Source organism: Nocardia sp. CNY236, from assembly GCF_000482385.1.
Classification (GTDB): domain Bacteria; phylum Actinomycetota; class Actinomycetes; order Mycobacteriales; family Mycobacteriaceae; genus Nocardia.
Genome location: NZ_AXVD01000001.1, coordinates 215,856 through 234,723, shown reverse-complemented (window position 1 = coordinate 234,723; position 18,868 = coordinate 215,856). Strand labels below are relative to the sequence as shown.

General features: G+C 64.7%; 20 protein-coding genes. 9 read left to right on the top strand and 11 right to left on the bottom strand.

Annotation, left to right across the window (positions count from 1 at the left end; all coding sequences use genetic code 11):
- Positions 1-23 precede the first annotated feature (23 nt).
- The 3 genes from K940_RS0101085 to K940_RS0101075 form a co-directional block, all read right to left on the bottom strand.
- Positions 24-689, bottom strand: a complete 666-nt coding sequence (locus tag K940_RS0101085; RefSeq protein ID WP_028475995.1) for a histidine phosphatase family protein — start codon at positions 687-689, stop codon at positions 24-26.
- The gene (pheA, locus tag K940_RS0101080; RefSeq protein WP_028475994.1) at positions 686-1,600 is read right to left on the bottom strand and encodes a prephenate dehydratase; all 915 of its coding nucleotides are present in this window, start codon (positions 1,598-1,600) and stop codon (positions 686-688) included. The genes K940_RS0101085 and pheA overlap by 4 nt, the downstream gene beginning before the upstream one ends.
- Positions 1,601-1,691: 91 nt before the next feature.
- Complete coding sequence (locus K940_RS0101075) at positions 1,692-2,105, bottom strand: hypothetical protein (protein ID WP_028475993.1); 414 nt, start codon at positions 2,103-2,105, stop codon at positions 1,692-1,694.
- Between the two features lie 123 nt (positions 2,106-2,228).
- Here K940_RS0101075 and K940_RS0101070 point away from each other — a divergent pair, with 123 nt between their 5' ends.
- The 4 genes from K940_RS0101070 to K940_RS0101055 all read left to right on the top strand — a co-directional run bounded on the left by K940_RS0101070 (position 2,229) and on the right by K940_RS0101055 (position 5,123).
- Positions 2,229-2,984 (top strand): DUF2470 domain-containing protein, encoded by a 756-nt coding sequence (locus tag K940_RS0101070; RefSeq protein ID WP_028475992.1) that lies wholly within the window; start codon positions 2,229-2,231, stop codon positions 2,982-2,984.
- 72 nt (positions 2,985-3,056) lie between these two features.
- Positions 3,057-3,851, top strand: a complete 795-nt coding sequence (locus tag K940_RS0101065; protein WP_028475991.1) for a CPBP family intramembrane glutamic endopeptidase — start codon at positions 3,057-3,059, stop codon at positions 3,849-3,851.
- 80 nt (positions 3,852-3,931) lie between these two features.
- Positions 3,932-4,507, top strand: coding sequence for a ferritin (locus K940_RS0101060; RefSeq protein ID WP_028475990.1), 576 nt, complete (start codon positions 3,932-3,934; stop codon positions 4,505-4,507).
- Positions 4,508-4,574: 67 nt separating this feature from the next.
- Positions 4,575-5,123 carry a ferritin gene (locus K940_RS0101055; RefSeq protein WP_028475989.1) on the top strand — a complete coding sequence of 183 codons (549 nt, stop codon included), beginning with the start codon at positions 4,575-4,577 and terminating at the stop codon, positions 5,121-5,123.
- Positions 5,124-5,397: 274 nt separating this feature from the next.
- On the opposite strand, the gene K940_RS0101050 is transcribed toward K940_RS0101055, so the two are convergent.
- The 4 genes from K940_RS0101050 to K940_RS33405 form a co-directional block, all read right to left on the bottom strand.
- A complete protein-coding gene (locus tag K940_RS0101050; protein WP_028475988.1) occupies positions 5,398-6,321 on the bottom strand; it encodes a DUF5926 family protein in 924 nt (307 codons plus the stop codon).
- 103 nt (positions 6,322-6,424) lie between these two features.
- The gene (locus tag K940_RS0101045) at positions 6,425-7,192 is read right to left on the bottom strand and encodes a glycerophosphodiester phosphodiesterase (RefSeq protein WP_028475987.1); all 768 of its coding nucleotides are present in this window, start codon (positions 7,190-7,192) and stop codon (positions 6,425-6,427) included.
- Positions 7,189-8,088 (bottom strand): DUF4328 domain-containing protein, encoded by a 900-nt coding sequence (locus tag K940_RS26515; RefSeq protein ID WP_051406763.1) that lies wholly within the window; start codon positions 8,086-8,088, stop codon positions 7,189-7,191. The genes K940_RS0101045 and K940_RS26515 overlap by 4 nt, the downstream gene beginning before the upstream one ends.
- 327 nt (positions 8,089-8,415) lie before the next feature.
- A complete protein-coding gene (locus K940_RS33405; protein ID WP_051406790.1) occupies positions 8,416-8,754 on the bottom strand; it encodes a rhodanese-like domain-containing protein in 339 nt (112 codons plus the stop codon).
- A 420-nt stretch (positions 8,755-9,174) separates the two neighbouring features.
- On the opposite strand from K940_RS33405, the gene K940_RS0101025 reads away from it, so the two are divergent.
- Complete coding sequence (locus K940_RS0101025; RefSeq protein ID WP_028475984.1) at positions 9,175-9,786, top strand: hypothetical protein; 612 nt, start codon at positions 9,175-9,177, stop codon at positions 9,784-9,786.
- A gap of 41 nt (positions 9,787-9,827) precedes the next feature.
- Here K940_RS0101025 and msrA read toward each other — a convergent pair whose 3' ends face one another.
- Positions 9,828-10,499, bottom strand: coding sequence for a peptide-methionine (S)-S-oxide reductase MsrA (gene msrA / locus K940_RS0101020; RefSeq protein ID WP_028475983.1), 672 nt, complete (start codon positions 10,497-10,499; stop codon positions 9,828-9,830).
- Between the two features lie 181 nt (positions 10,500-10,680).
- Here msrA and K940_RS0101015 point away from each other — a divergent pair, with 181 nt between their 5' ends.
- The 4 genes from K940_RS0101015 to K940_RS0101000 all read left to right on the top strand — a co-directional run bounded on the left by K940_RS0101015 (position 10,681) and on the right by K940_RS0101000 (position 13,937).
- On the top strand, positions 10,681-11,304 hold the full coding sequence (locus K940_RS0101015) for a superoxide dismutase (protein WP_028475982.1): 624 nt from the start codon (positions 10,681-10,683) through the stop codon (positions 11,302-11,304).
- A 208-nt stretch (positions 11,305-11,512) separates the two neighbouring features.
- Positions 11,513-12,040 (top strand): hypothetical protein, encoded by a 528-nt coding sequence (locus K940_RS0101010; RefSeq protein WP_028475981.1) that lies wholly within the window; start codon positions 11,513-11,515, stop codon positions 12,038-12,040.
- Positions 12,041-12,328: 288 nt separating this feature from the next.
- Positions 12,329-13,120, top strand: coding sequence for a TMEM165/GDT1 family protein (locus K940_RS26505; RefSeq protein ID WP_081706076.1), 792 nt, complete (start codon positions 12,329-12,331; stop codon positions 13,118-13,120).
- A 49-nt stretch (positions 13,121-13,169) separates the two neighbouring features.
- A complete protein-coding gene (locus K940_RS0101000) occupies positions 13,170-13,937 on the top strand; it encodes an SDR family NAD(P)-dependent oxidoreductase (protein WP_028475980.1) in 768 nt (255 codons plus the stop codon).
- Positions 13,938-14,001: 64 nt separating this feature from the next.
- Here K940_RS0101000 and K940_RS0100995 read toward each other — a convergent pair whose 3' ends face one another.
- The 3 genes from K940_RS0100995 to K940_RS26500 all read right to left on the bottom strand — a co-directional run bounded on the left by K940_RS0100995 (position 14,002) and on the right by K940_RS26500 (position 18,732).
- The gene (locus K940_RS0100995) at positions 14,002-14,820 is read right to left on the bottom strand and encodes a class I SAM-dependent methyltransferase (RefSeq protein WP_028475979.1); all 819 of its coding nucleotides are present in this window, start codon (positions 14,818-14,820) and stop codon (positions 14,002-14,004) included.
- 193 nt (positions 14,821-15,013) lie between these two features.
- Complete coding sequence (htpG, locus tag K940_RS0100990) at positions 15,014-17,098, bottom strand: molecular chaperone HtpG (RefSeq protein ID WP_028475978.1); 2,085 nt, start codon at positions 17,096-17,098, stop codon at positions 15,014-15,016.
- Entirely contained in the window at positions 17,095-18,732 is a 1,638-nt protein-coding gene (locus K940_RS26500) for a TM0106 family RecB-like putative nuclease (protein ID WP_051406789.1), read from the bottom strand. The genes htpG and K940_RS26500 overlap by 4 nt, the downstream gene beginning before the upstream one ends.
- Positions 18,733-18,868: the final 136 nt, after the last annotated feature.

Genomic DNA, 18,868 nt, shown 5'->3' with positions numbered 1-18,868 from the left:
CCACGTGCCGCACTGGTCGCCCTTCAGCCCATCGGGTCATCGGGGGTCGGCGCGACATCGTGTCCGAACGGCGGTGTGAACCTACCCCAACGAACACAGGTCCACCCGTTGTCCGCAGTCGGGACCAACTCGATGGTCTCGGTATTGTCCAAATGGTTGTTCGTCGTGAACGGCGGTTGCACGCCAGCGAGTTCGCGACCGACGAGACGCATCGCCGCACCATGACTGACCACCACGATGTCGCCGTCCACGCCATCGGCCGTCAGATACGTGTCCCGCAACTCGGTCAGTGCAGGCACGAAGCGGTCGAGAACGTCTCGTGCCGATTCTCCGCCCGGCAACCGCAACCCGAGATCGCCTTCGTGCCAGCAGCGATAGATCCGCTGAAAGGTCTGATGCGCTTCCTCCCAGTAGGCCCCTTCGAGGTCACCGGCCTGCACTTCGTGCAGGCCATCGAGCACCCCGGCGGCCACACCGGTCGCGGCTTCGATGTAGTGCGCTGTCTGTCGGGCACGCAATGCCGCCGAGGAGAACAATGCGCGCGGTGGTCGGTGCAGGTTGTCGGCGAATACTTTCGCCTGTGCCGCACCACGTTCGGTCAGCGGCAACCCCGGCACCCTGGTGTCCAACATCCTGGCGACGTTCCCTTGGGTCTCGCCGTGCCGGACCAGGACCAATCTCCCGGTCATAGGTCCGCCATCCCCTTCTTCAGCTCGACCAGCCATTGCGCCGCCGCGGTATCCGACGGCGGCGGTGTTCCGGTCGCGGAAGCCGCTGGCCAAGACCCGAGAAAACGGATCCGTGCGGTGCGGTGCAGCGCCTTGAGCGCCTCGGCCACCGCCGCGTCGTCGATGTGCCCGACACAATCGAGGTAGAACCGGTAGGTGCCGATGATGGTGCGGGTGGGCCGAGATTCGATCCTGGTCAGATCGATACCCCGCGTGGCGAACTCGGCAAACGCACGCATCAGAGAACCGGGTTCGTTCGGTAGTTCGAGCACGATCGACGTACGGTCGGTTCCCGTAGCGGGCGGCGCCACCGCGGGACGGGTGCACAGAACGAAGCGGGTGATCGCTTGCTCATAATCGGCGACACCGGAAGCCAAGGCGACCAGCCCTCGCCGTTCCCCGGCCAATGCGGTCGAAACGGCGGCATCCGCACGACCGGCGACCACGTCCTCGGCGGCGGCGGCATTCGACTCCGAGGTGTGCAGCCGCACGTGTGGCAGATGATGCGCAACCCACGACCGTACCTGGGCCGCAGCGACCGGGTAGGCGGCAAGGACACGCGCGTCTCGGAGCGAGGCGCCCGGCTTGCCGAGGATCGTGAAGCTCACCTCGAGCTCGGTCTCGGCGACGATCTGTAGCCGGGGTCCGATAGCCAGTGAATCGAGGGTCGCCGAGATCGACCCTTCGACAGAGCTCTCGATCGGTACGACCGCCCCGTCCACCTCCCCGGAGCGGATCGCATCCAATGCGGCTCCCTGGCTGGGGGCGGCAACCCGTTCGACAGGTCCGCCGAAGGCTCCCGAGGTTTCGAGTTGAGCAAGGGCCATCTCGGTGAAGGTTCCGGATGGCCCGAAGTACGCGATTCGCGGCACGGTTACGAGATTACTTGCGCGGTTGCCTGGGTCGCCCACCGATGGGGAAGGCTGTGCAGAACCCGGGGTGCATCCGCCTGGGCGGGTGTATTCATGTGCCGACGAGCGTGTGCACCGCATCACTCATGCGCTCGGTGTCGTCGGTCTCGATGGCACGCAGAACGGCTCGGACCGCCTCGACCGCCGGGGGTTTCAGCGAACGCAGAAACGAGGTGTCCGGCGCGCGCAACGCCTCGCGGATGTCCTCGCCACACAGCGCGGCCACGGTGGCGGCCATGATCGCCATCGCACGGGCGCTCGATGATGTTCGTGCAACGAAGCCGCTGTCGGAATGGACCACACGCACGAGAAAGTCGGCGATCTGCGCATCGGAGTCATCCAGGTCCAGAATCGGTGCAGCGGAGCTCGTTCCGATGGCGCAGACCAACCCGTCCGCCAGCGTGCGCCGCGCGGGGATGGGCAACCCCACCATGATCGGCTCCACTGCCCGCGCTCGCTCCAACATGCCCTCACGGTAGCAACTGGCGTTCGTCGGGCACGGCAGGCCGTTCGGTCGCCACGACGCTTGCAGAAGTGCCGGCTTTAACTTAGCTTAGGTTAACCTAAATTCTTGCCCACGGAGGTTCGTATGTCGTGTCCGGCCCCGCCAGCCGCTGAACGGGTGCACAGCGCCTGCGCTCATGCCGACCATGCGGTGCTGGCCATGCCGGGCATCGATCCGACCCCGACGTCGGTGCACCAACTCCGGCGCAGTGGGGACGCGGTGGTCGCCGTGCCGGCCGCGTCGATGGCCACGATCCTTGCTGGGACTACCGGCGCGAGCAGTGCGCACGCCGTGCTCGAACTCACCGACCATGCCCCTCTACCGGTACGCGAGCCGGTGCGCACGCTGGTCTGGCTGCGGGGAACGGTCTGCGCTGTCCCCGCGCAGGCCCAGCGCGCTCTCGCTACCGAGGTGGCCAAGGAGAATCCCCACAGCGGACTACTCGACGTCGGATTCGGCGCCACATTGCTGCGCGTGGTGATCGACTCCGCGGTGGTAGCCGACTCGACCGGGGCGGATTCGGTCGGTCGCGACCAGTTGCGGCAGGCAGGGCCGGATCCGTTCTGCGCTCTGGAATCTGCCTGGTTGCACCATATACGCGCAGATCACGCCGACATCGTGGAGCGATTGGCGCGGCACCTGCCGGCGCGCCTACGGCGCGGTGTCGTGCACCCTCTGGCCATCGACCGCTACGGGCTCACCTTGCGGGTCGAACGGCACGACGGTGACCATGACGTTCGCCTGCCGTTCCACGAGCCAGCCGACGATATCGCTGCACTCGGCCGGGCAGTACGCATCTTGGCCGGCTGTCCGTTCCTGAACGGCCTGCGCCGGATCTGATGGACTCGCCGGCACACACCGGTCACCCCCAAGGCGCACCCACTCCGCCGTGCTGCCAATAGATTGCACCCTATGTGTGCGGATTCCCGTATCGGGCGGAACACGGCCCAGCCGACCGATCGAGAGCGGCGCGCGATCGAACTCGAGATCATCGTGGTACTGCTCGTCACATTCGGGATCAGCGGGATCAGCGCCGCGCTCTCGCTGATACAAAGTGCTCTCGCCCCTGGAGGAGTCGGGGGCCGAACCGTCGCGCTGAACCCATCGCGATCCCAGCAACCCATTCTCGATCTGCTCTTCCAGCTGGTGGGAGCCCTGCGCCTGCTCGCATGGGCGGCACTGGGACTGTATCTGTTGTGGCGTAGCGGCATCGGACCACGGCTGGTCGGGCTGGCGAGTCGACTGCGATGGCGTACAGACCTCGTGCCCGCAGTGGCACTGGCGGGCGTCATCGGAGTGCCCGGTTTGGCTCTGTATCTCGGCGCGCACGCCCTGGGAGTCAGCGTCACAATCGTGCCGGCCTCCCTGGACGATCATTGGTGGCGCCTGCCCGTGCTCGTCCTGGCTGCATGTGCGAATGCCGCGGCCGAAGAGGTGATCGTGGTCGCCTACTTGCTCACTCGACTACGTGCACTCGGCTGGTCGGCGCACTCGGCATTGCTGGCCTCGGCGCTGTTGCGCGGCAGCTACCACCTCTACCAAGGGTTGGGCGGTGGAGTCGGAAATCTCGTGATGGGGGTGATCTTCGGTCGCTACTGGCAGCGTACGAACCGACTGTGGCCGCTGGTCCTCGCACACGCCCTCATCGACGCGGTGGCCTACATCGGATATACGGTGCTGCGCGGCCACGCCTCATGGTTGCCTTGACGCCTGCCGGTATCGATCCCTCCGCAGGTGCCTACATTCGCCCGTCCCGAAGGACCGAGGGACGCGGTACCGTCGATACCATGACGGACACCGATGTGACTGCATCGCATCCCGGGTCGTCTCCCGAGTCGTTTCCCGACTCGCTGCGCGCCCAGATCCGCCACGGGTTCACCGCCGCCCAACAGTATCTTGCTGCCGCGGCGTATTTCGACTCGACTCGGTTGCCACACCTGGCCGACTATGCCTACGCCCGATCGCGCCAGCACTACACCAACGCGCTACGCATCGTGCAGTACCTGCTCGATCAAGACCTCGAGGCACAGATCGGTGGCGTGGACGAGATCCGGTCGATCTTCGACGACGTGCGTGCCGCGGCGGCACTGCTTCTCCAGACCGAACAGACCTGTAGTGCACAGATCGACGACTTGGTTCGCACCGCCCGGGTGACCGGGGACTATCCCGGTGAACGATTCGTTCAGTGGTTCCTCGAGGAACAAGTCCACAACGTTGCCGGGCTGACCACACTGCTCACCGTGATCGACCGCGCCGGCGGAGAATTGTTCGATGTGGAGCAGTTCGTGGCGCGCGAGTTGCACACGCGGGCGCGTTCGGAGAATTCGGCGCCGAAAGCCGCAGGGCAGCGAATTTTTGCTTAGGCAACACTAGCCTCAATAAGGCTACACTTGGATGACACGCGGCGCGACCAGCGCTAATGTAATTCACATGTCCAGCAATCCGGAATCCCCCCGCAGCAAATTTCATCGCCTGTTGCACGAACAGATCCGGCTAGAATTCAATGCCGAGCATCAATACATCGCAATTGCGGTGTGGTTCGACAATGCGGACCTGCCGCAGCTGGCCAAACGCTTCTACGCCCAAGCAGTCGAAGAACGCAATCACGCGATGATGATCGTCCAGTACTTCCTGGATCGAGATATCAGTGTCGAGATCTCCAGCATCGATGCCGCCAAGTCTCGTTTCGAGAATGCGCGTGAACCCATAGCACTGGCTCTGGCCCATGAGAAGACGGTCACCGATCAAATCGTCCAGTTGGCGAGCACCGCCCGCGAAGAGGGCGACTACCTCGGCGAACAGTTCATGCAGTGGTTCCTCAAAGAACAAGTCGAAGAGGTCGCTCACATGACGACCCTGCTCACCATTGCCGATCGCGCTGGGTCGAATCTATTCGATCTCGAGGAATTCATTGCCCGGGAAATGAGCGCCCCGAGCGATACTTCCGGCGCACCGTCCACGGCCGGCGGAACCGTCTGACATCCGGCTTTGTCGAAAGCGGGCCCAGCTCATGGTCATGAGCTGGGCCTACCGCCGTTTTCCAGGGCTGAATGCTAATCAGCGCTGATGCTGCTCAGCGCCTCGATAAGATCGATAATGGCACCCAGGTCGAGATCCATGACTATCCTACTTCCTCATCGGTCCGGTGAGAGCCTCCCTCACCTCCCACCAGCTTTGGTGGTAGAGAGAATCTAACCCACACAGCGATCAGAAGCTATGGTTTTTCAGAAAATTCTTCGAGAACTCCGCGCCCTCAGCGGAGGGTGACCTGACGCGACCGCAGGCCATCACGGGAACGCCGCTCGTCGACCGTCAGCGGCGAAGTGCTGACCAGTGCGTCCAGCAACCGAGCATCGAACTCGACGGCCGGGGCAATCCATTCATCCGGGTGGCGCTCACGATCCAGATCGAATACCGGGACGAGCAGGCCATGAGTGCGGAACGACCCGGCGAACCGGGAGCCTTCGCCGAGGTGTAGGCCACCGGCTGCGTGCAAGCGAGCCAAGGCGAGCATCAGGGCATCCTCGTCCTCCGGCCGCACCCAGCGAATATGCGCTTTCTCCCCCGCATCCACCCACCAGGCCGCGTCGGTCGATTTCGTATCCAACTCGAGCCGCGCGGTCGGCATGATCGCCTGGTTGGCCTGCTCGAGGGTTGCTGCTACCTGTGGATCGGGCTCGACACCCTCCGGAATCCACCAGTCGAAGTCGGCATGCACAGTGAGATCCAAACGTGCCGCAGAATCGACGACGTCCGTCAGCCGCGGGCCGCCTGCTACGGAAGCCACCGCGGGCAACGAATCTCCGGGCTCGGCGGACTGGGTCCACAAAACAGCAGCTGCCAGCTCAGCGGCGGGGTCGGGACCCGAAAACTGTACCTGTGCAGCGACATAGCCGCTGACCTCGTCACCGGTGCGCACCAACGCGGCCGCAGCACCGGGCAACACCGTGGCCAGCACCACCGGGCGATCGGCGCCGACCGACGAGAGCAACGGCAGCTGCGCGGTAGCCGACGGTACGAACTCGCGTAATGCCACCAGATCGCACTCCATGGCCGAACCCGCGAACGGACGAGTGCTGGCCTGAGCGGCCTGTTCCAGCGCCGCACGACGCTCAGCAAGACGTTGCGCTCGGTTTCCTCCGGGCTTGGGACTGTTTCGCTTGCTCTTCTTACCCACGAGGGGTCAACTTACCGGCTGCACAGCGACACGCCCCGGCGCGCCACAGTATTGCGGGGGTTGGGCACGCCCGCGTGGCGGACAGACGCCGGCAGCGCACCGTTCAGTCCACACCGAGCAGCGACTTGGTGCGCCCCGGATGATTGGTGGCGATCCAACTGACACCGAGGTCGGCGCACAGGTGGACGTCGTCGGGGTCGTCGACGGTCCAACAATAGGTGGCTCGTCCGGCAGCGGCGGCCTTGTCGACCAGTTCGGGGTGCTCCCGCAGGGTCTTCACCGAAGGGCCGACTGCGGTGGCACCCACTGTCGTCGCAGCGGACCCACCGAGATAGCGCGACGATTCACCGAGCAGCACAGTGGGCAACAGCGGCGCGGCGCGGCGAATGCGCCAGACCGCGGTGGCGGCGAACGACATCACCACCGCACGAGAGTGATCGGCCGAGGCTGGGGTGGCGATACCGAATCGCTGTAGTTCGGCGAGCAGCTTGCTCTCCACCAGTGCCCCGTATCGGACCGGATGCTTGGTCTCGATGAACAGTTTGGTCGGCCTGCTGCGCCGATCCAAGACCATTGTGATGAGTTCACCGAGGGTCAGAATCGAGGCAGGTGGGCCGTCACCGCCGAAATCGAGTGCCTTCAACTCCTCGAGCGTCATCTCGCTCACGAGCCCGCTACCGGACGACGTCCGGTCGACGGTGCGATCGTGCACACAGACCAGATGGCCGTCCTTGGTCAACCGAACATCACATTCGACCCCATCGGCGCCTTCATCGAGTGCCAGTTCGTACGCGGCAAGCGTGTGCTCGGGTTGTGCGGCCGAGGCGCCTCGGTGCGCAACGACGAATGGCGCGCGATTGCCCTGGTTCATTTGGCCATGACCTCCTCCTGCCCGCGGACCACCGCGCTGCTGTCCGCGGCAGGCGTGGGCTCGTCCTCCGCGTGGTTCGAGGTGGCAGCATCATCGGACGGGCCGGCAGCGTGGTCGGAGGTGGCAGCGTGATCCGAGGTGGCAGCGTGATCCGAGGTGGCAGCATCATCGGACGAGCCCGCAGCGTGGTCGGAGGTGACGGCGCGGTCGCGACCGGCCGGATGGACCGGCTCGATCACCGGCGTGACAGTATCGACCGCGATCAGGAGCCGACGGCCGGTCCGGATGCCCCCGCGCAGGTCCCGCCCCTCGATCGTCCACAGGGTCCACAAGGTGAGCAGCGCGACCGCCGCTGCCACCATGTCGGCAAATGCCGTGAACAGCACCCCGTCTGCTTTCGCCTGCACCGAATCTGCGCTGCGCCACAGCAATCCGACCAGGGTGACTGCGCCACCGAACAGCCACCCCACCCACCAGATCCGCAGCGCCCGCCGCGCGCGCGGATCATCGCGCAGCGCCGCGACCTCGGCGAGAAAGATCCTGGGCCACAACAGATTGACCACCGGCACCAAGCAACCGAACGCGAGCGCCGACTGCGAACGGGGGTCGCGCCGTTCGGCCTCGGCGTAGACTCTTCGTCTGATCTCGATCAACCTGCCGAGCACCGCGAGGGCCGCCGACAACGCCAGCGCAAGGGCGAGCAGCCCCGCACCGATCACGAACACATCCGACACGAACAGGACAGTGGGATGGATCAGGCGCGTTCGATTGTGGAGCACGATCAGGTAGCGCACTACCTCAGCGGCGGCTGCGAGCACGAAAACGCCCGCCGTACTCAGAAGCAACCAGGCAGCCCACTGCGCCGATCGGCGCAACCGACCCCGTGTGACGGTCATCGGTTCCGGGGGTGGGTCGAGTAGACCCCATCGCGGCATTCGCACATATCGCGGCGGCTGCCCCGGGTCGGCTCGAGCGGATGAGCCGGGGTGGGTACGACGGGGACGGCGACCGGGTGTGCGCGCCACCCAGCGGTAGTTGCGGCGATCGGCAGGCGCATCGACCGGCGCAGGCGAGAGCAGTACGCCGTGGCAGTGCGGGCACCATTGCATCGGCGCTGCCCGCACAGCCCAGCGCGCGCCGCAGCGCGCACACGGTTGCACCACTGTAGTCACCGCCCACCTCGTCCTTTCGTCAGTAGACCTTCACGTCAGCAGACCTTCTCGTCAGTAGATTTTCGCCTCGACATCGCCTTCCGCGACCAGCGGGCGACCCGCCCGCTGCCACGCCACCATGCCGCCACCGACCTGGACGGCCTCGTAGCCGATGTGCACGAGGTATTCGACCACCCGCACCGAACGACCACCGTGGCGGCACACGACATACACCTCCCGGTCGTAGTCCAGCTCGTCGATACGCAGGGGTATGTCGACCATCGGGATGTGGAGCGCACCCGGCGCATGTCCGAGTTCCCACTCCTCGAGTTCGCGGACATCGAGCAGAATCGGTCGCGGAGTGTCGGCCGACGTCGGCACGCTGACGAAATCAGTAGGTAGCTGTTCCACCGTGACCGACGATACGTGGGGAATCGTCACGAATTCGATCCTGCCATGAGCGAAGGCTCGCCGCGCAGCTCCATACCGAACGGAGACCCGACCAGCCGCCCAGGGCGCAGGTGCGAAGTGGTACGAACCATCGAACAGTGATGTGCGGCAGCCTCGAACCGATCGGGTGGTACCAGGACATCGGGCGATACCAGGACACTGCCCTGGTGGTACTCGCTGAATCCAGCGATCCGAATGGCCGATCCGAGATTCCCCTCCCTGATCCATCTCGGAGCGGCCATTCGTCGCCGGCACGGAGCCCGCGACCCGATCGTGTTCCGATATCTACTTGGACGGAGCAGAACCGGTTTCGGTTCCATCGAATTCGAGAACATCGGCGAAATGCCCAGTCACGACGGAACCAATCGGTAGCCTGACGCTATGACTATGCGTAGGGGGCTGCTCGAGGGACTGGATACCGCTCGCCTCGACATCGCGTTCTCCGAGGCTGCGTGCCTCGGTCTCGCGGTGGACACGGCGGCTGGCCGCCTGCAGCTCGACCTCGACGTGCTGAACCTTCCAGAAAACGGAAACCCCTCCGACGATTGCCCGGTCCACGTCACATTCATCGGTGTGAGCCGGATAGCGGCGTCGCTTCGGGCGCAGCATTGGGATGACGTGGAGCCTCGGGTGCTGCCACTGCGACTGGAGAGCCTGGGCGAAGCTGTCGGTAGTTTTGGTGGCGCGCGGCTGCACGGCTGGGAATTCATCGATCTCGACGACAGCGGCTGGACGCTGTGGAGCGAACTACTCAGCTTCGATATCGACCTCGACGACCGAGCCTCGGCGCACGTTCTGGAGTTCTCCCAGCAGGAAGGCATCGACCCGCGCGAGCTGGACGTCCGGGTCTGGTTCGACGACATCGCCGTGCACGATGTTCGAGGACAGCAGATCTCGCTGGCGGATTTCGCCGCGGGCGGCGCGCGCTGGTGGCGCGCGCATGACACGGGCGATCCCCGAGCGACGCGCCCAGGCATCGCTCCACCGTTGTAAGATTCCCCACCGTTGTAAGGCGGGGGCATTACCCGAGTTACTCAGCGCACCGGACAACTCACGCCGGTGGCGTGGACGGGACAGTACCCGCCGGGGTTCTTCGCCAGATACTGTTGGTGATAACCCTCGGCGTAGAAGAAGGCCGACAGCGTAGGCAACGCCACTATCTGCGTGGTGATCGCGCCATAGCCGGCCTCGGCCAGGCGTTTGCCGTAGACATCGGCGCTCGACCGCGCGAGATCGGCTTGCTCGGCGTCGAGAGTGAAGACCGCCGACCGGTATTGGGTACCGCGGTCGTTGCCTTGGCGCATGCCCTGTGTGGGGTCGTGGTTCTCCCAGAAGTGCCCGAGGATGCGCTGGTATTCGATCGTCGCGGGATCGAATACCACGAGCACGGATTCCGCGTGACCGGTTCGCCCGCTGCACACCTGTTCGTAGGTCGGATTCGGGGTATACCCGCCGGCGTAGCCGACCGCGGTGGCGTAGACCCCTTCGAGCTCCCAGAACCCTTTCTCGGCACCCCAGAAGCAGCCCATCGCGACCACCGCGACCAGCAGGCCGTCGGGAAATGGCGGATGGATCGGATGGCCGTTCACATAATGGGTATCCGGAACCTGGAGCGGCTCGGCCCGTCCAGGCAACGCTTGTTCTGGAGTGACCATGGTCGGTGTGAGGAAGCTCGGGCGCCCCGCTGGTTCGTGGTACCACGACATGGTTCGATGCTACGCGTGCGTTCCAGTGGTACTGATGTTGTGACGGCACAACCCGCCGGATGATGCTACCGCGACCGGAATGCACAGGCATCGGCCCAAGTTGGAAACACCGGGTGTACGAATGATGGTTGGCTGTGCTCGGCACAACGAGCGCAACCAGCCCGACATAGGAAGGGACATCGTGGCTGAGTACACGCTGCCAAATCTGGATTACGACTACAGTGCCCTGGAGCCCCACATCTCCGGGCAGATCAACGAGATTCATCATACCAAGCACCACGCCGCCTACGTCGCGGGAGTGAACGCGGCGCTCGAGAAGCTCGCCGCGGCCCGCGAATCCGGCGACCATGCGGCGATCTTCCTGAACGAGAAGAACCTCGCGTTCCACCTGGGTGGCCATGTCAATCACAGCATTTGGTGGAAGAACCTCTCCCCCAACGGCGGCGACAAGCCGGTCGGTGAGCTGGCCGCAGCAATCGATGATCAGTTCGGCTCGTTCGACAAGTTCCGCGCGCAGTTCACGGCGGCGGCCAACGGCCTGCAGGGCTCCGGCTGGGCGGTACTCGGCTACGACACCCTCGGCCAGAAATTGCTGACCTTCCAACTCTACGATCAGCAGGCCAATGTACCGCTGGGCATCATCCCGCTGTTGCAGGTCGACATGTGGGAGCACGCTTTCTACTTGCAGTACAAGAACGTCAAGGCCGATTACGTCACTGCATTCTGGAACGTGGTCAACTGGGCCGACGTCCAAGAGCGGTTCGCCAAGGCCACCTCCCAGGCCAAGGGACTCATCTTCGGCTGAGCGATTCGCCACATCCGACTCGGGCCCGCGAACCCCGGTCACCTCGGACACAAGCGAGGTTTGCGGGCTCGTTGGGCCTCTCGACCCGGCGTACCGCCCGATTAGCACTCTTTGGTACTTGTGTGCCAGGTGATTCGTGGTTCATATTCGGGAATCCATAGTAAAAGGACGGGCAAGGCCGCCCCCGGTTTCCCGACGGGAGGCAGAAATGCGCACAAACGAACCCATCGGCATTACACCCTTCCACTCGCGCGGGTCGTTGCGAGGCTTCGTGATCTCCGGCCGCTGGCCGGATACGACAAAGGAATGGGCACAGGTCCTCGTACTCGCGGTACGCGTCGCCACGCTGCCCGGCTTGTTGACCACCTCGACAGTATTCGGCGCGCGCGAAGACCTCCCGGACGACCCTGCCCCCGGTACGGTCGGCCTGGTGATGGCCGAGGGTCCGGTACTCGGGGACGAGGCCGTGGAGCCTGGCCGCTTTGCGGCGCACGTGCCGCCTGCCCTGTTGATGTTGCACCCACCGTCGGAAACCCGACCCTCGTTGCCCGAGTGTGCGGGCGCGGCGTCCGGTTGCGTGCTGCTGCCCGGCATGCCTCATCTGGGGCTGGAACACCGTGCTGCCTGGGCCGAGGCCGAGTCCGACGGAACGGTCACGGCGTTGATCAGCCGGGTCGGACTCGACCCGATCAGCGATCCCGACACCGCAATTCTGGCGATGCTCCTGGCCGCGTAAGGCTACCCGAAAACCACCGGGTGGATAGCCGAACTTATTGCGCGCATTGCTTTTTCGCCGTCGAGCAGGTTGGCGGTGGACGTTGTGACCCGGTACAGTCGGGGCAGCGAAGGGGAGTAGCCCCGAATCGCGCAGTCGACATGCTGACCTGGGGTCGTACACGGCCCGGTCCGGCTGTGTGAACCGGCCCACGGGCCGGTGGGCGAGACCTTCGGCCTGAACAACCATTCGTTGTCGGCCGGAGATCCCCCGAATTCTCCGGCAGGCCGGAGACCCGGGAGCTGCCACATGATCGCAACGGTAGTGCTCAGTATCGGTGCCGTCTTTCTGGCCGAACTCGGCGACAAATCGCAGTTGATGGCGGTGACATTCGCACTGCGCTATCGCTGGTGGGTGGTACTGGGCGGTATCGCGACAGCCACGGCCGGGGTGCACCTCATCTCCGTGGCCGTCGGCTATTCGCTCGGCGCAGCACTACCGGGCCGGGTGATTTCCCTGATCGCCGCGGTCACCTTCCTGGCTGTCGGCGTATGGACGCTGCGCGAGCACAGCGGCCACGTCGATGAACAGGCGCCACCGAAAGCAGCGCGCGCCGCGACTGCACCGTTCTTGGTGGTGCTGTCGGCGTTCCTCCTCGCCGAACTGGGCGATCGGACCATGTTCGCCACTGCCGCGCTCGCCACGGACTATCACTGGCTCGGCGTGTGGCTGGGCTCGACCATCGGCATGGTTGCCGCCGATGCGCTGGCCATAGTGATCAGCATCCTCATCGGCAAACACATACCCGAACACGCCATCGGCATCGGTTCCGGTCTGCTGTTCCTCTCGATCGGCAGCGCGACCCTGCTCGCAGCGGGATCCCCCGCCTCGAATGCACTCGTGGTCGCCGTGGGCTCGGTGATCGCACCCGCAATGGCAGTTGCGGTGCTGGCCCTGCGTCGTACTCGCAGCGGGCGCCGGTTCGAACGCCACGGCGGGCGCCGGTTGGAACGCCACGGCGGGCGCCGGTTGGAATTCGGCCCCGCACCCGGAGATCGACAGCACGAGGCACGCTCGGTCACCGACCTGCACACCGGCTAGGGTGCGACTGGCAAGTGGCCAATTGGCCGTCATGAACGAGAGGACCATTGTGGAGATTTCGGGTTCCGCCGCCGTCGTTACCGGAGCAGCGTCCGGCCTGGGGGCCGCCACCGCCAAGCGTCTCGCCGAACTGGGTGCGACCGTCTTCGGACTCGACGTGCCACAGTCGATCGAACGCGCTGGAGACGAGGTGCCCGCCGGCGTCACCCTGCTCGCGGCGGATGTCACCAGCGACGAAGAAGTGGGCGCGGCCATCACGCAGGTCGTCGAGTCCGACGTACCGCTGCGGATCGCGGTCAACTGCGCGGGGGTCGGCTGGGCAGGCCGCATTCTGTCCAAGAACGGCCCGCACGACCTGGAACTGTTCCGCACGGTCGTCACGGTGAACCTGCTCGGCACGTTCAATGTCATGCGGCTGGCCGCCGACGCCATGGCCAAGAACGACGCGATCGACGAATTCGGCCAACGTGGCGTCATCGTCAACACCGCCTCGGTCGCCGCCTTCGAAGGCCAGGTCGGCCAGATCGCGTACTCGGCCTCCAAAGGAGGGGTACACGGCATGACCGTTCCGGCCGCACGCGACCTCGCGCAGTTCGGCATCCGAGTGAACACGATCGCGCCGGGAATCATCGACACGCCGATGCTCGCGGGCGTCACCGACGAATTCCGCAAAACCCTCGAGTCCAGCGTGCCCTTCCCGTCTCGCCTGGGTCACCCGGACGAGTACGCGCAGCTGACCCAATACATCATCGAGCACGACTACCTGAACGGGGAGACGATCCGCATGGACGGTGCGCTGCGTATGGCGCCGCGCTGACACGTTCTGTGCTCCGGGCGCCGCGCCGGCCCTGCGCCAACAGGGCCGCGCGTGTCGCCACCGTTCATCCCTTCGGCTTGTGCCCGATTCCGAGATAGGCAGTGGTGGCCAGTGGGGAAGTCGGACGATACTTCTCGGCGAGAAACCGCATCATCAGCGCTGCGCGCTGCGCCCACACCTCCGGACCGACACTGTGACGCATGAGCTCCATCGGCGCGCTGCTGCGCACCATGGTCTCCCACAATTCTTCGGCGTCGGCGAAGCTCAGCGCGATCGAATGCCGCTGAATGGAGACGGCTTCGAAGCCAGCAGCGCGCATCTCTGATTCGAACAGTTCCGGATTTTCCAAACTCAGGAAATTGGGCTGCGGCTCCTGGAAGTTCGGGTCGGCCGCTGTCAAGGCGTCGAACATCATTCGCATCAACGGCGAGTCCGCGACCGGGGCCCAGCTCGACACCACTGCCGTACCTCCGGGCCGCAATACCCGGAACAACTCCGCGAATCCTTTCGCTCGCTCGGGGAAGAACATCAGACCGAACATCGAGAATCCAGCGTCGAACCGGTCGGATTCGAACGGCAGGTCTTGCCCGTCACCCACCTGTGCTCGAATATTTGTCAGTCCAGCGGCATCGGCCTCCTCGACCAACCGCGCGATCATCGACTCGGAGAAATCGATGGCCTCGACCAGCGCTACCTGTTCGGCGGCCAGCCGGCTGAGCGTACCGGGTCCGGCCGCGACATCCACGACCTGCGACCCCGACGACAGCGAGGCGAACTCGAGCGCGCGAGCCGAGAACGGCTGCATGATCGCGGATCCGAACTCGGCGTATCCCTCGGCGACGAGATCCCACGGCTCGGCGACCGCAAGCGGGTTTCCGGACATGTTCCGACGATCCTTTCAGGCATCCCATCCCACCGCGCCGCGTTCGGACACGCTCGTGGTTGTACGAACATGACGCACTCGACAGCCACTGTAATCATGAAACGCCCGAAAGACCGTCCGGCGCACCCGTTTCGGCAACGGAACATCCTCGCGTGATCGGAGGACGCTGCGGGCGTCCCCCGATCGCGCAGGCTCACACCGTGCGGGTGAGCCTGTCGGTGAGAATGTGGGCGAAATGCGCCGGGTCCTTCAACTCGCCACCCTCGGCGAGCACCGCGGTACCCAGAAGCAATTCAGCGGTTTCCCCCAGTTCGGTGGAGGTGCCGGCATCGGCTTCCTGCTTGTTGGCGGCGTAGGCGTCGCGCAAGCCGGTGACCAAGGCGTGTGCCGGGTTGAGCTCCAGAATTCGCTTGCTCTCCGGCAGGGCCTGCCCAGAAGCCCGGTACATCCGTTCCAACGTCGGTGTGAAGTCGAAGACATCACCGACCAGGCACGCCGGGGACGTCGTGAGCCGGCTGGTCAAACGGACCTCCTTGACGCTCTGCTCGAGAGTCTTGCCCAACCAGGCCAGCACATCGGCGAAGTCTTTGTCCTGTTGTTCCCGCAACGCCTCGGAGGCCTTCTTCTCCTCCTCGGTCTCCAGGTCGACCTCACCCTTGGCAATGGACTGGAAGCGCTTTCCGTCGAATTCCGGCACCGACCCGACCCACATCTCGTCGACCGGGTCGGTCAAGATCAGCACTTCGCGCCCCTTGGCCTTGAACGCCTCCAGGTGGGGAGAACTCTCGACCTGCTGACGGCTCTCGCCGGTCATGTAGAAGATCGATTCCTGCTCCTCGGGCATCCGCTCCACGTACTCGGCCAGCGTGGTCAGCTCGGTGTCGGAATTCGTCGACGCGAACGAGCAGACCTGCAGGATGGTCTCACGGTTGTCGAAGTCCGACAGCAATCCTTCCTTGAGGACGCGACCGAACTCCCTCCAGAACGTCTGGTAATCGGTCTGTTCGGCCCCTTCCTCTGGCGTGGCGGCCTGGAGATCTTTGACCGTGGACAGCACTTTCTTCACCAAACGCTTGCGGATCATCTGTATCTGCCGGTCCTGCTGCAGGATCTCCCGGGAGACATTGAGCGACAGATCCTGCGCGTCCACCACACCCTTGACGAAACGCAGATACTCCGGCATCAACTCTTCGCAGTTGTCCATGATGAACACCCGCTTGACATACAACTGCACACCGCGCTTGTGCTCGCGGGTGAACAGGTCGAACGGAGCCTGCGAAGGAATGAACAACAGCGCTTGGTATTCGAACGTACCTTCGGCCTTCAGCGGGATGATTTCCAGCGGATCGTCCCACGCGTGGCTGACGTGCTTGTAGAACTCCTTGTATTCCTCGTCGCTCACCTCGCTCTTGGGACGGGCCCACAGGGCCTTCATGGAATTGAGCGTCTGCTCCTCGAGGACGGTCTTCTCCGACTTCGTCGCCTCGTCCGCGGCGGTGTCTTCGCCCTCGGGAGTGTTTTCGCCCTCGGGAGTGTCTTCGCCCTTCGGACTGTCTTCGCCCTTCGGAGTGTCTTCGCCCTTCGGAGTGTCTTCGTAGACCGTCCGCTCGACCTGCATGCGGATCGGCCAGGCGATGAAGTCGGAGTACTTCTTGACGATCTCTCGCAGCTTCCACTCCAGCGTGTAGTCGAAGAGGTGGTCCTCCTCGTCGGCCGGCTTCAGTTGGAGTGCGACCGTGGTGCCCTGCGGCGCCTCATCGAGCTCTTCGATCGTATAGCTGGAACTACCCGCGGCTGCTTCCCACCGAGTGCCGGTCGTTTCCCCTGCGCGGCGAGTGGTCAGGCTGACCTTGTCGGCGACCATGAACGTGGAGTAGAAACCGATCCCGAATTGCCCGATCAGCTCCGCAGTATCGACCCCACCGGCCGCAGCCGCTTTGGCTTCGTTCAGTTTCTTGCGCAGCTCGGCAGTACCGGACTTGGCGAGAGTGCCGATCAAATCGACTACCTCGGCACGGGACATGCCGATGCCGTTGTCCCGAACGGTCAGGATCCGATTGTCCTTGTCGACCTCCAGCTCGATATGTAGATCGGAGGTGTCGACTTGTAGATCCTTGTCTCGGAAGGACTCCAGCCGCAGCTTGTCCAGCGCGTCGGAGGAGTTCGAGATCAGCTCCCGGAGGAACGTGTCCTTGTTGGAGTAAACCGAATGAATCATCAGCTCGAGTAGCTGATGCGTCTCTGTCTGAAACTCGAGTTGTTCGACGTGCTCTGTCACGACGCGATACTACGACGTCCGAAATCATCGAGACCAGGAACCTCCGCGTCCGCGCGGGTCGTCATCCACTCACGCAACACCCGAGTGGCCCGAACATCGTCCTCGTTGTAGGCCAGCAATCGGCTGCGTTGCGTGAGGTCGGGCGGGTCGTCGTAACCGACGGCGCGCCGATACCAGCCCATCGACGCCTCCCCGCTCGCCTCCGGGTCACGCCAGGCGAATCCGGCGACCGGCGCGATCTTCTTCAACCCTTTGCCGTTCGGGCAGATGAACTGATCGGATACGGCCTGAAACAGATCCACCCATTGCGGCCCGTCCACGAAGGTGCGCACCTGTTCCACGGTCGGTACCCCGGGGCGACCCGAGAATCGCCGGGCGGACTCGTAGAGCCACTTGTCCTCGGCAGTGCGGGAATAGCAATAGGCAGCAAAGGTCTTCCCCGCAGCGCGGGCCTGCGCACGCACGGTCGTCAACCAGTTCCAGAACTCGCCGAAGGAGCGACCTTCGTCCTCGGTGGGCAGCGGATCCCAGGTCACGAAAGGCCGGTACACGCCATCCAACAACGTGCCCCACAGGTAGGCACCGTGTTCTTGAAAGCTTTCCAGGTCGACATCCACTTCCACATCGGCTCGCGGCACCCGCACCGAGTCGACCCGACGCACGAGTGGCGCGCCGGCGCGCCACGCCCGTGCCGTGACCACGGCTTCCCCGAAGGGACCGTAGTGCCAGTCTTCGGGGGCGTCGCCCGTCCAGGCAGCCAGCTCGTCGATCGTCTCCACGCCGTGTCGACGGAGCACCTCCGCGCGCGAGCCCGGAGCCACCAGACTGACATCGCGCTGATCGGTCAACCAGCCCTCGCAACCGATCCCTTGCACGCCGCGGGTCCACCACGGGCATTGCCGGCATTCGAGCACCTTGGACGGGGCGGTCGGCAACTCCCCTCGGACCACAGCGATCCGATCGGCGTAGCGGCGGTCGTACTCCACGAGCAGCGGAGCGAGATCGTGCACCACGACGTGATCGCGGTCGTAGCCGATCACCCCACCGACCAGCGCGGGACTTGCCAAACCGTGACGCTGCAGCATCCGGAGTACATGGGCCAGACGCTGCTGATCGCGGGGCTGCTGGCGCAGCTTGCGAGACGGATTGGGTTGCGGGTCCCATCGGAAAGGGTCCGACGTGGTGGGATGGAACTCGGCGGGCTCGGGTCGCCGCGGATCGGTGACCTTGTGATTCACCACGATGATCGGGATGTAGCCGCCGCGGTCGGCGTCGTGCATCAAGATCTCCGCGCCACCGCGCCTGCCGGTGTCCGGCTCCTGCGGCAACAGCGCGCCCCAGATCCGCTGCACTCCTGCGGCGCATGCGCGCAACGTGGCCTGGGCTCGATCACCGGCACGCAGATCGGGATCGATCACCACCCAGTCCCCGGGAGCGGCCGAAACCAGGGCATCGCGCACCTCGGCACGGTGCGCGGCCGCGGCGTCACGCCGTTGACGTACGCCCGCGTCCTCGGGAATTCCTGCCAGCATCTCGGGGTGCGTCGAGTCCAAATGCAGCCGATGACGGCAGCCGATCAACGCCCTGGCATCGATGAAGGCAGCCGGCGAACCGGCGGGCCGATCGCCGGCCATACCGCGACGCTCGCGACCGTCACGGTCACCGATGTCCGAATCCACGCTATGCAGTATGGTCCCTCACCCCGACAACTCCACCGAGCGACCATCGTCGGATGGCCGGGGACAACACTACCCTCGCAGCCGCAGACCG

What these genes read in the sequence shown, in the direction of transcription:
- K940_RS0101085 (WP_028475995.1), bottom strand. Translation starts at nt 689, where the DNA reads ATGACCGGGAGATTGGTCCTGGTCCGGCACGGCGAGACCCAAGGGAAC.
- K940_RS0101075 (WP_028475993.1), bottom strand. Translation starts at nt 2,105, where the DNA reads ATGTTGGAGCGAGCGCGGGCAGTGGAGCCGATCATGGTGGGGTTGCCC.
- K940_RS0101070 (WP_028475992.1), top strand. Translation starts at nt 2,229, where the DNA reads ATGTCGTGTCCGGCCCCGCCAGCCGCTGAACGGGTGCACAGCGCCTGC.
- K940_RS0101065 (WP_028475991.1), top strand. Translation starts at nt 3,057, where the DNA reads ATGTGTGCGGATTCCCGTATCGGGCGGAACACGGCCCAGCCGACCGAT.
- K940_RS0101060 (WP_028475990.1), top strand. Translation starts at nt 3,932, where the DNA reads ATGACGGACACCGATGTGACTGCATCGCATCCCGGGTCGTCTCCCGAG.
- K940_RS0101055 (WP_028475989.1), top strand. Translation starts at nt 4,575, where the DNA reads ATGTCCAGCAATCCGGAATCCCCCCGCAGCAAATTTCATCGCCTGTTG.
- K940_RS0101045 (WP_028475987.1), bottom strand. Translation starts at nt 7,192, where the DNA reads ATGAACCAGGGCAATCGCGCGCCATTCGTCGTTGCGCACCGAGGCGCC.
- K940_RS26515 (WP_051406763.1), bottom strand. Translation starts at nt 8,088, where the DNA reads ATGACCGTCACACGGGGTCGGTTGCGCCGATCGGCGCAGTGGGCTGCC.
- K940_RS0101025 (WP_028475984.1), top strand. Translation starts at nt 9,175, where the DNA reads ATGACTATGCGTAGGGGGCTGCTCGAGGGACTGGATACCGCTCGCCTC.
- msrA (WP_028475983.1), bottom strand. Translation starts at nt 10,499, where the DNA reads ATGTCGTGGTACCACGAACCAGCGGGGCGCCCGAGCTTCCTCACACCG.
- K940_RS0101010 (WP_028475981.1), top strand. Translation starts at nt 11,513, where the DNA reads ATGCGCACAAACGAACCCATCGGCATTACACCCTTCCACTCGCGCGGG.
- K940_RS26505 (WP_081706076.1), top strand. Translation starts at nt 12,329, where the DNA reads ATGATCGCAACGGTAGTGCTCAGTATCGGTGCCGTCTTTCTGGCCGAA.
- K940_RS0100995 (WP_028475979.1), bottom strand. Translation starts at nt 14,820, where the DNA reads ATGTCCGGAAACCCGCTTGCGGTCGCCGAGCCGTGGGATCTCGTCGCC.
- K940_RS26500 (WP_051406789.1), bottom strand. Translation starts at nt 18,732, where the DNA reads ATGGCCGGCGATCGGCCCGCCGGTTCGCCGGCTGCCTTCATCGATGCC.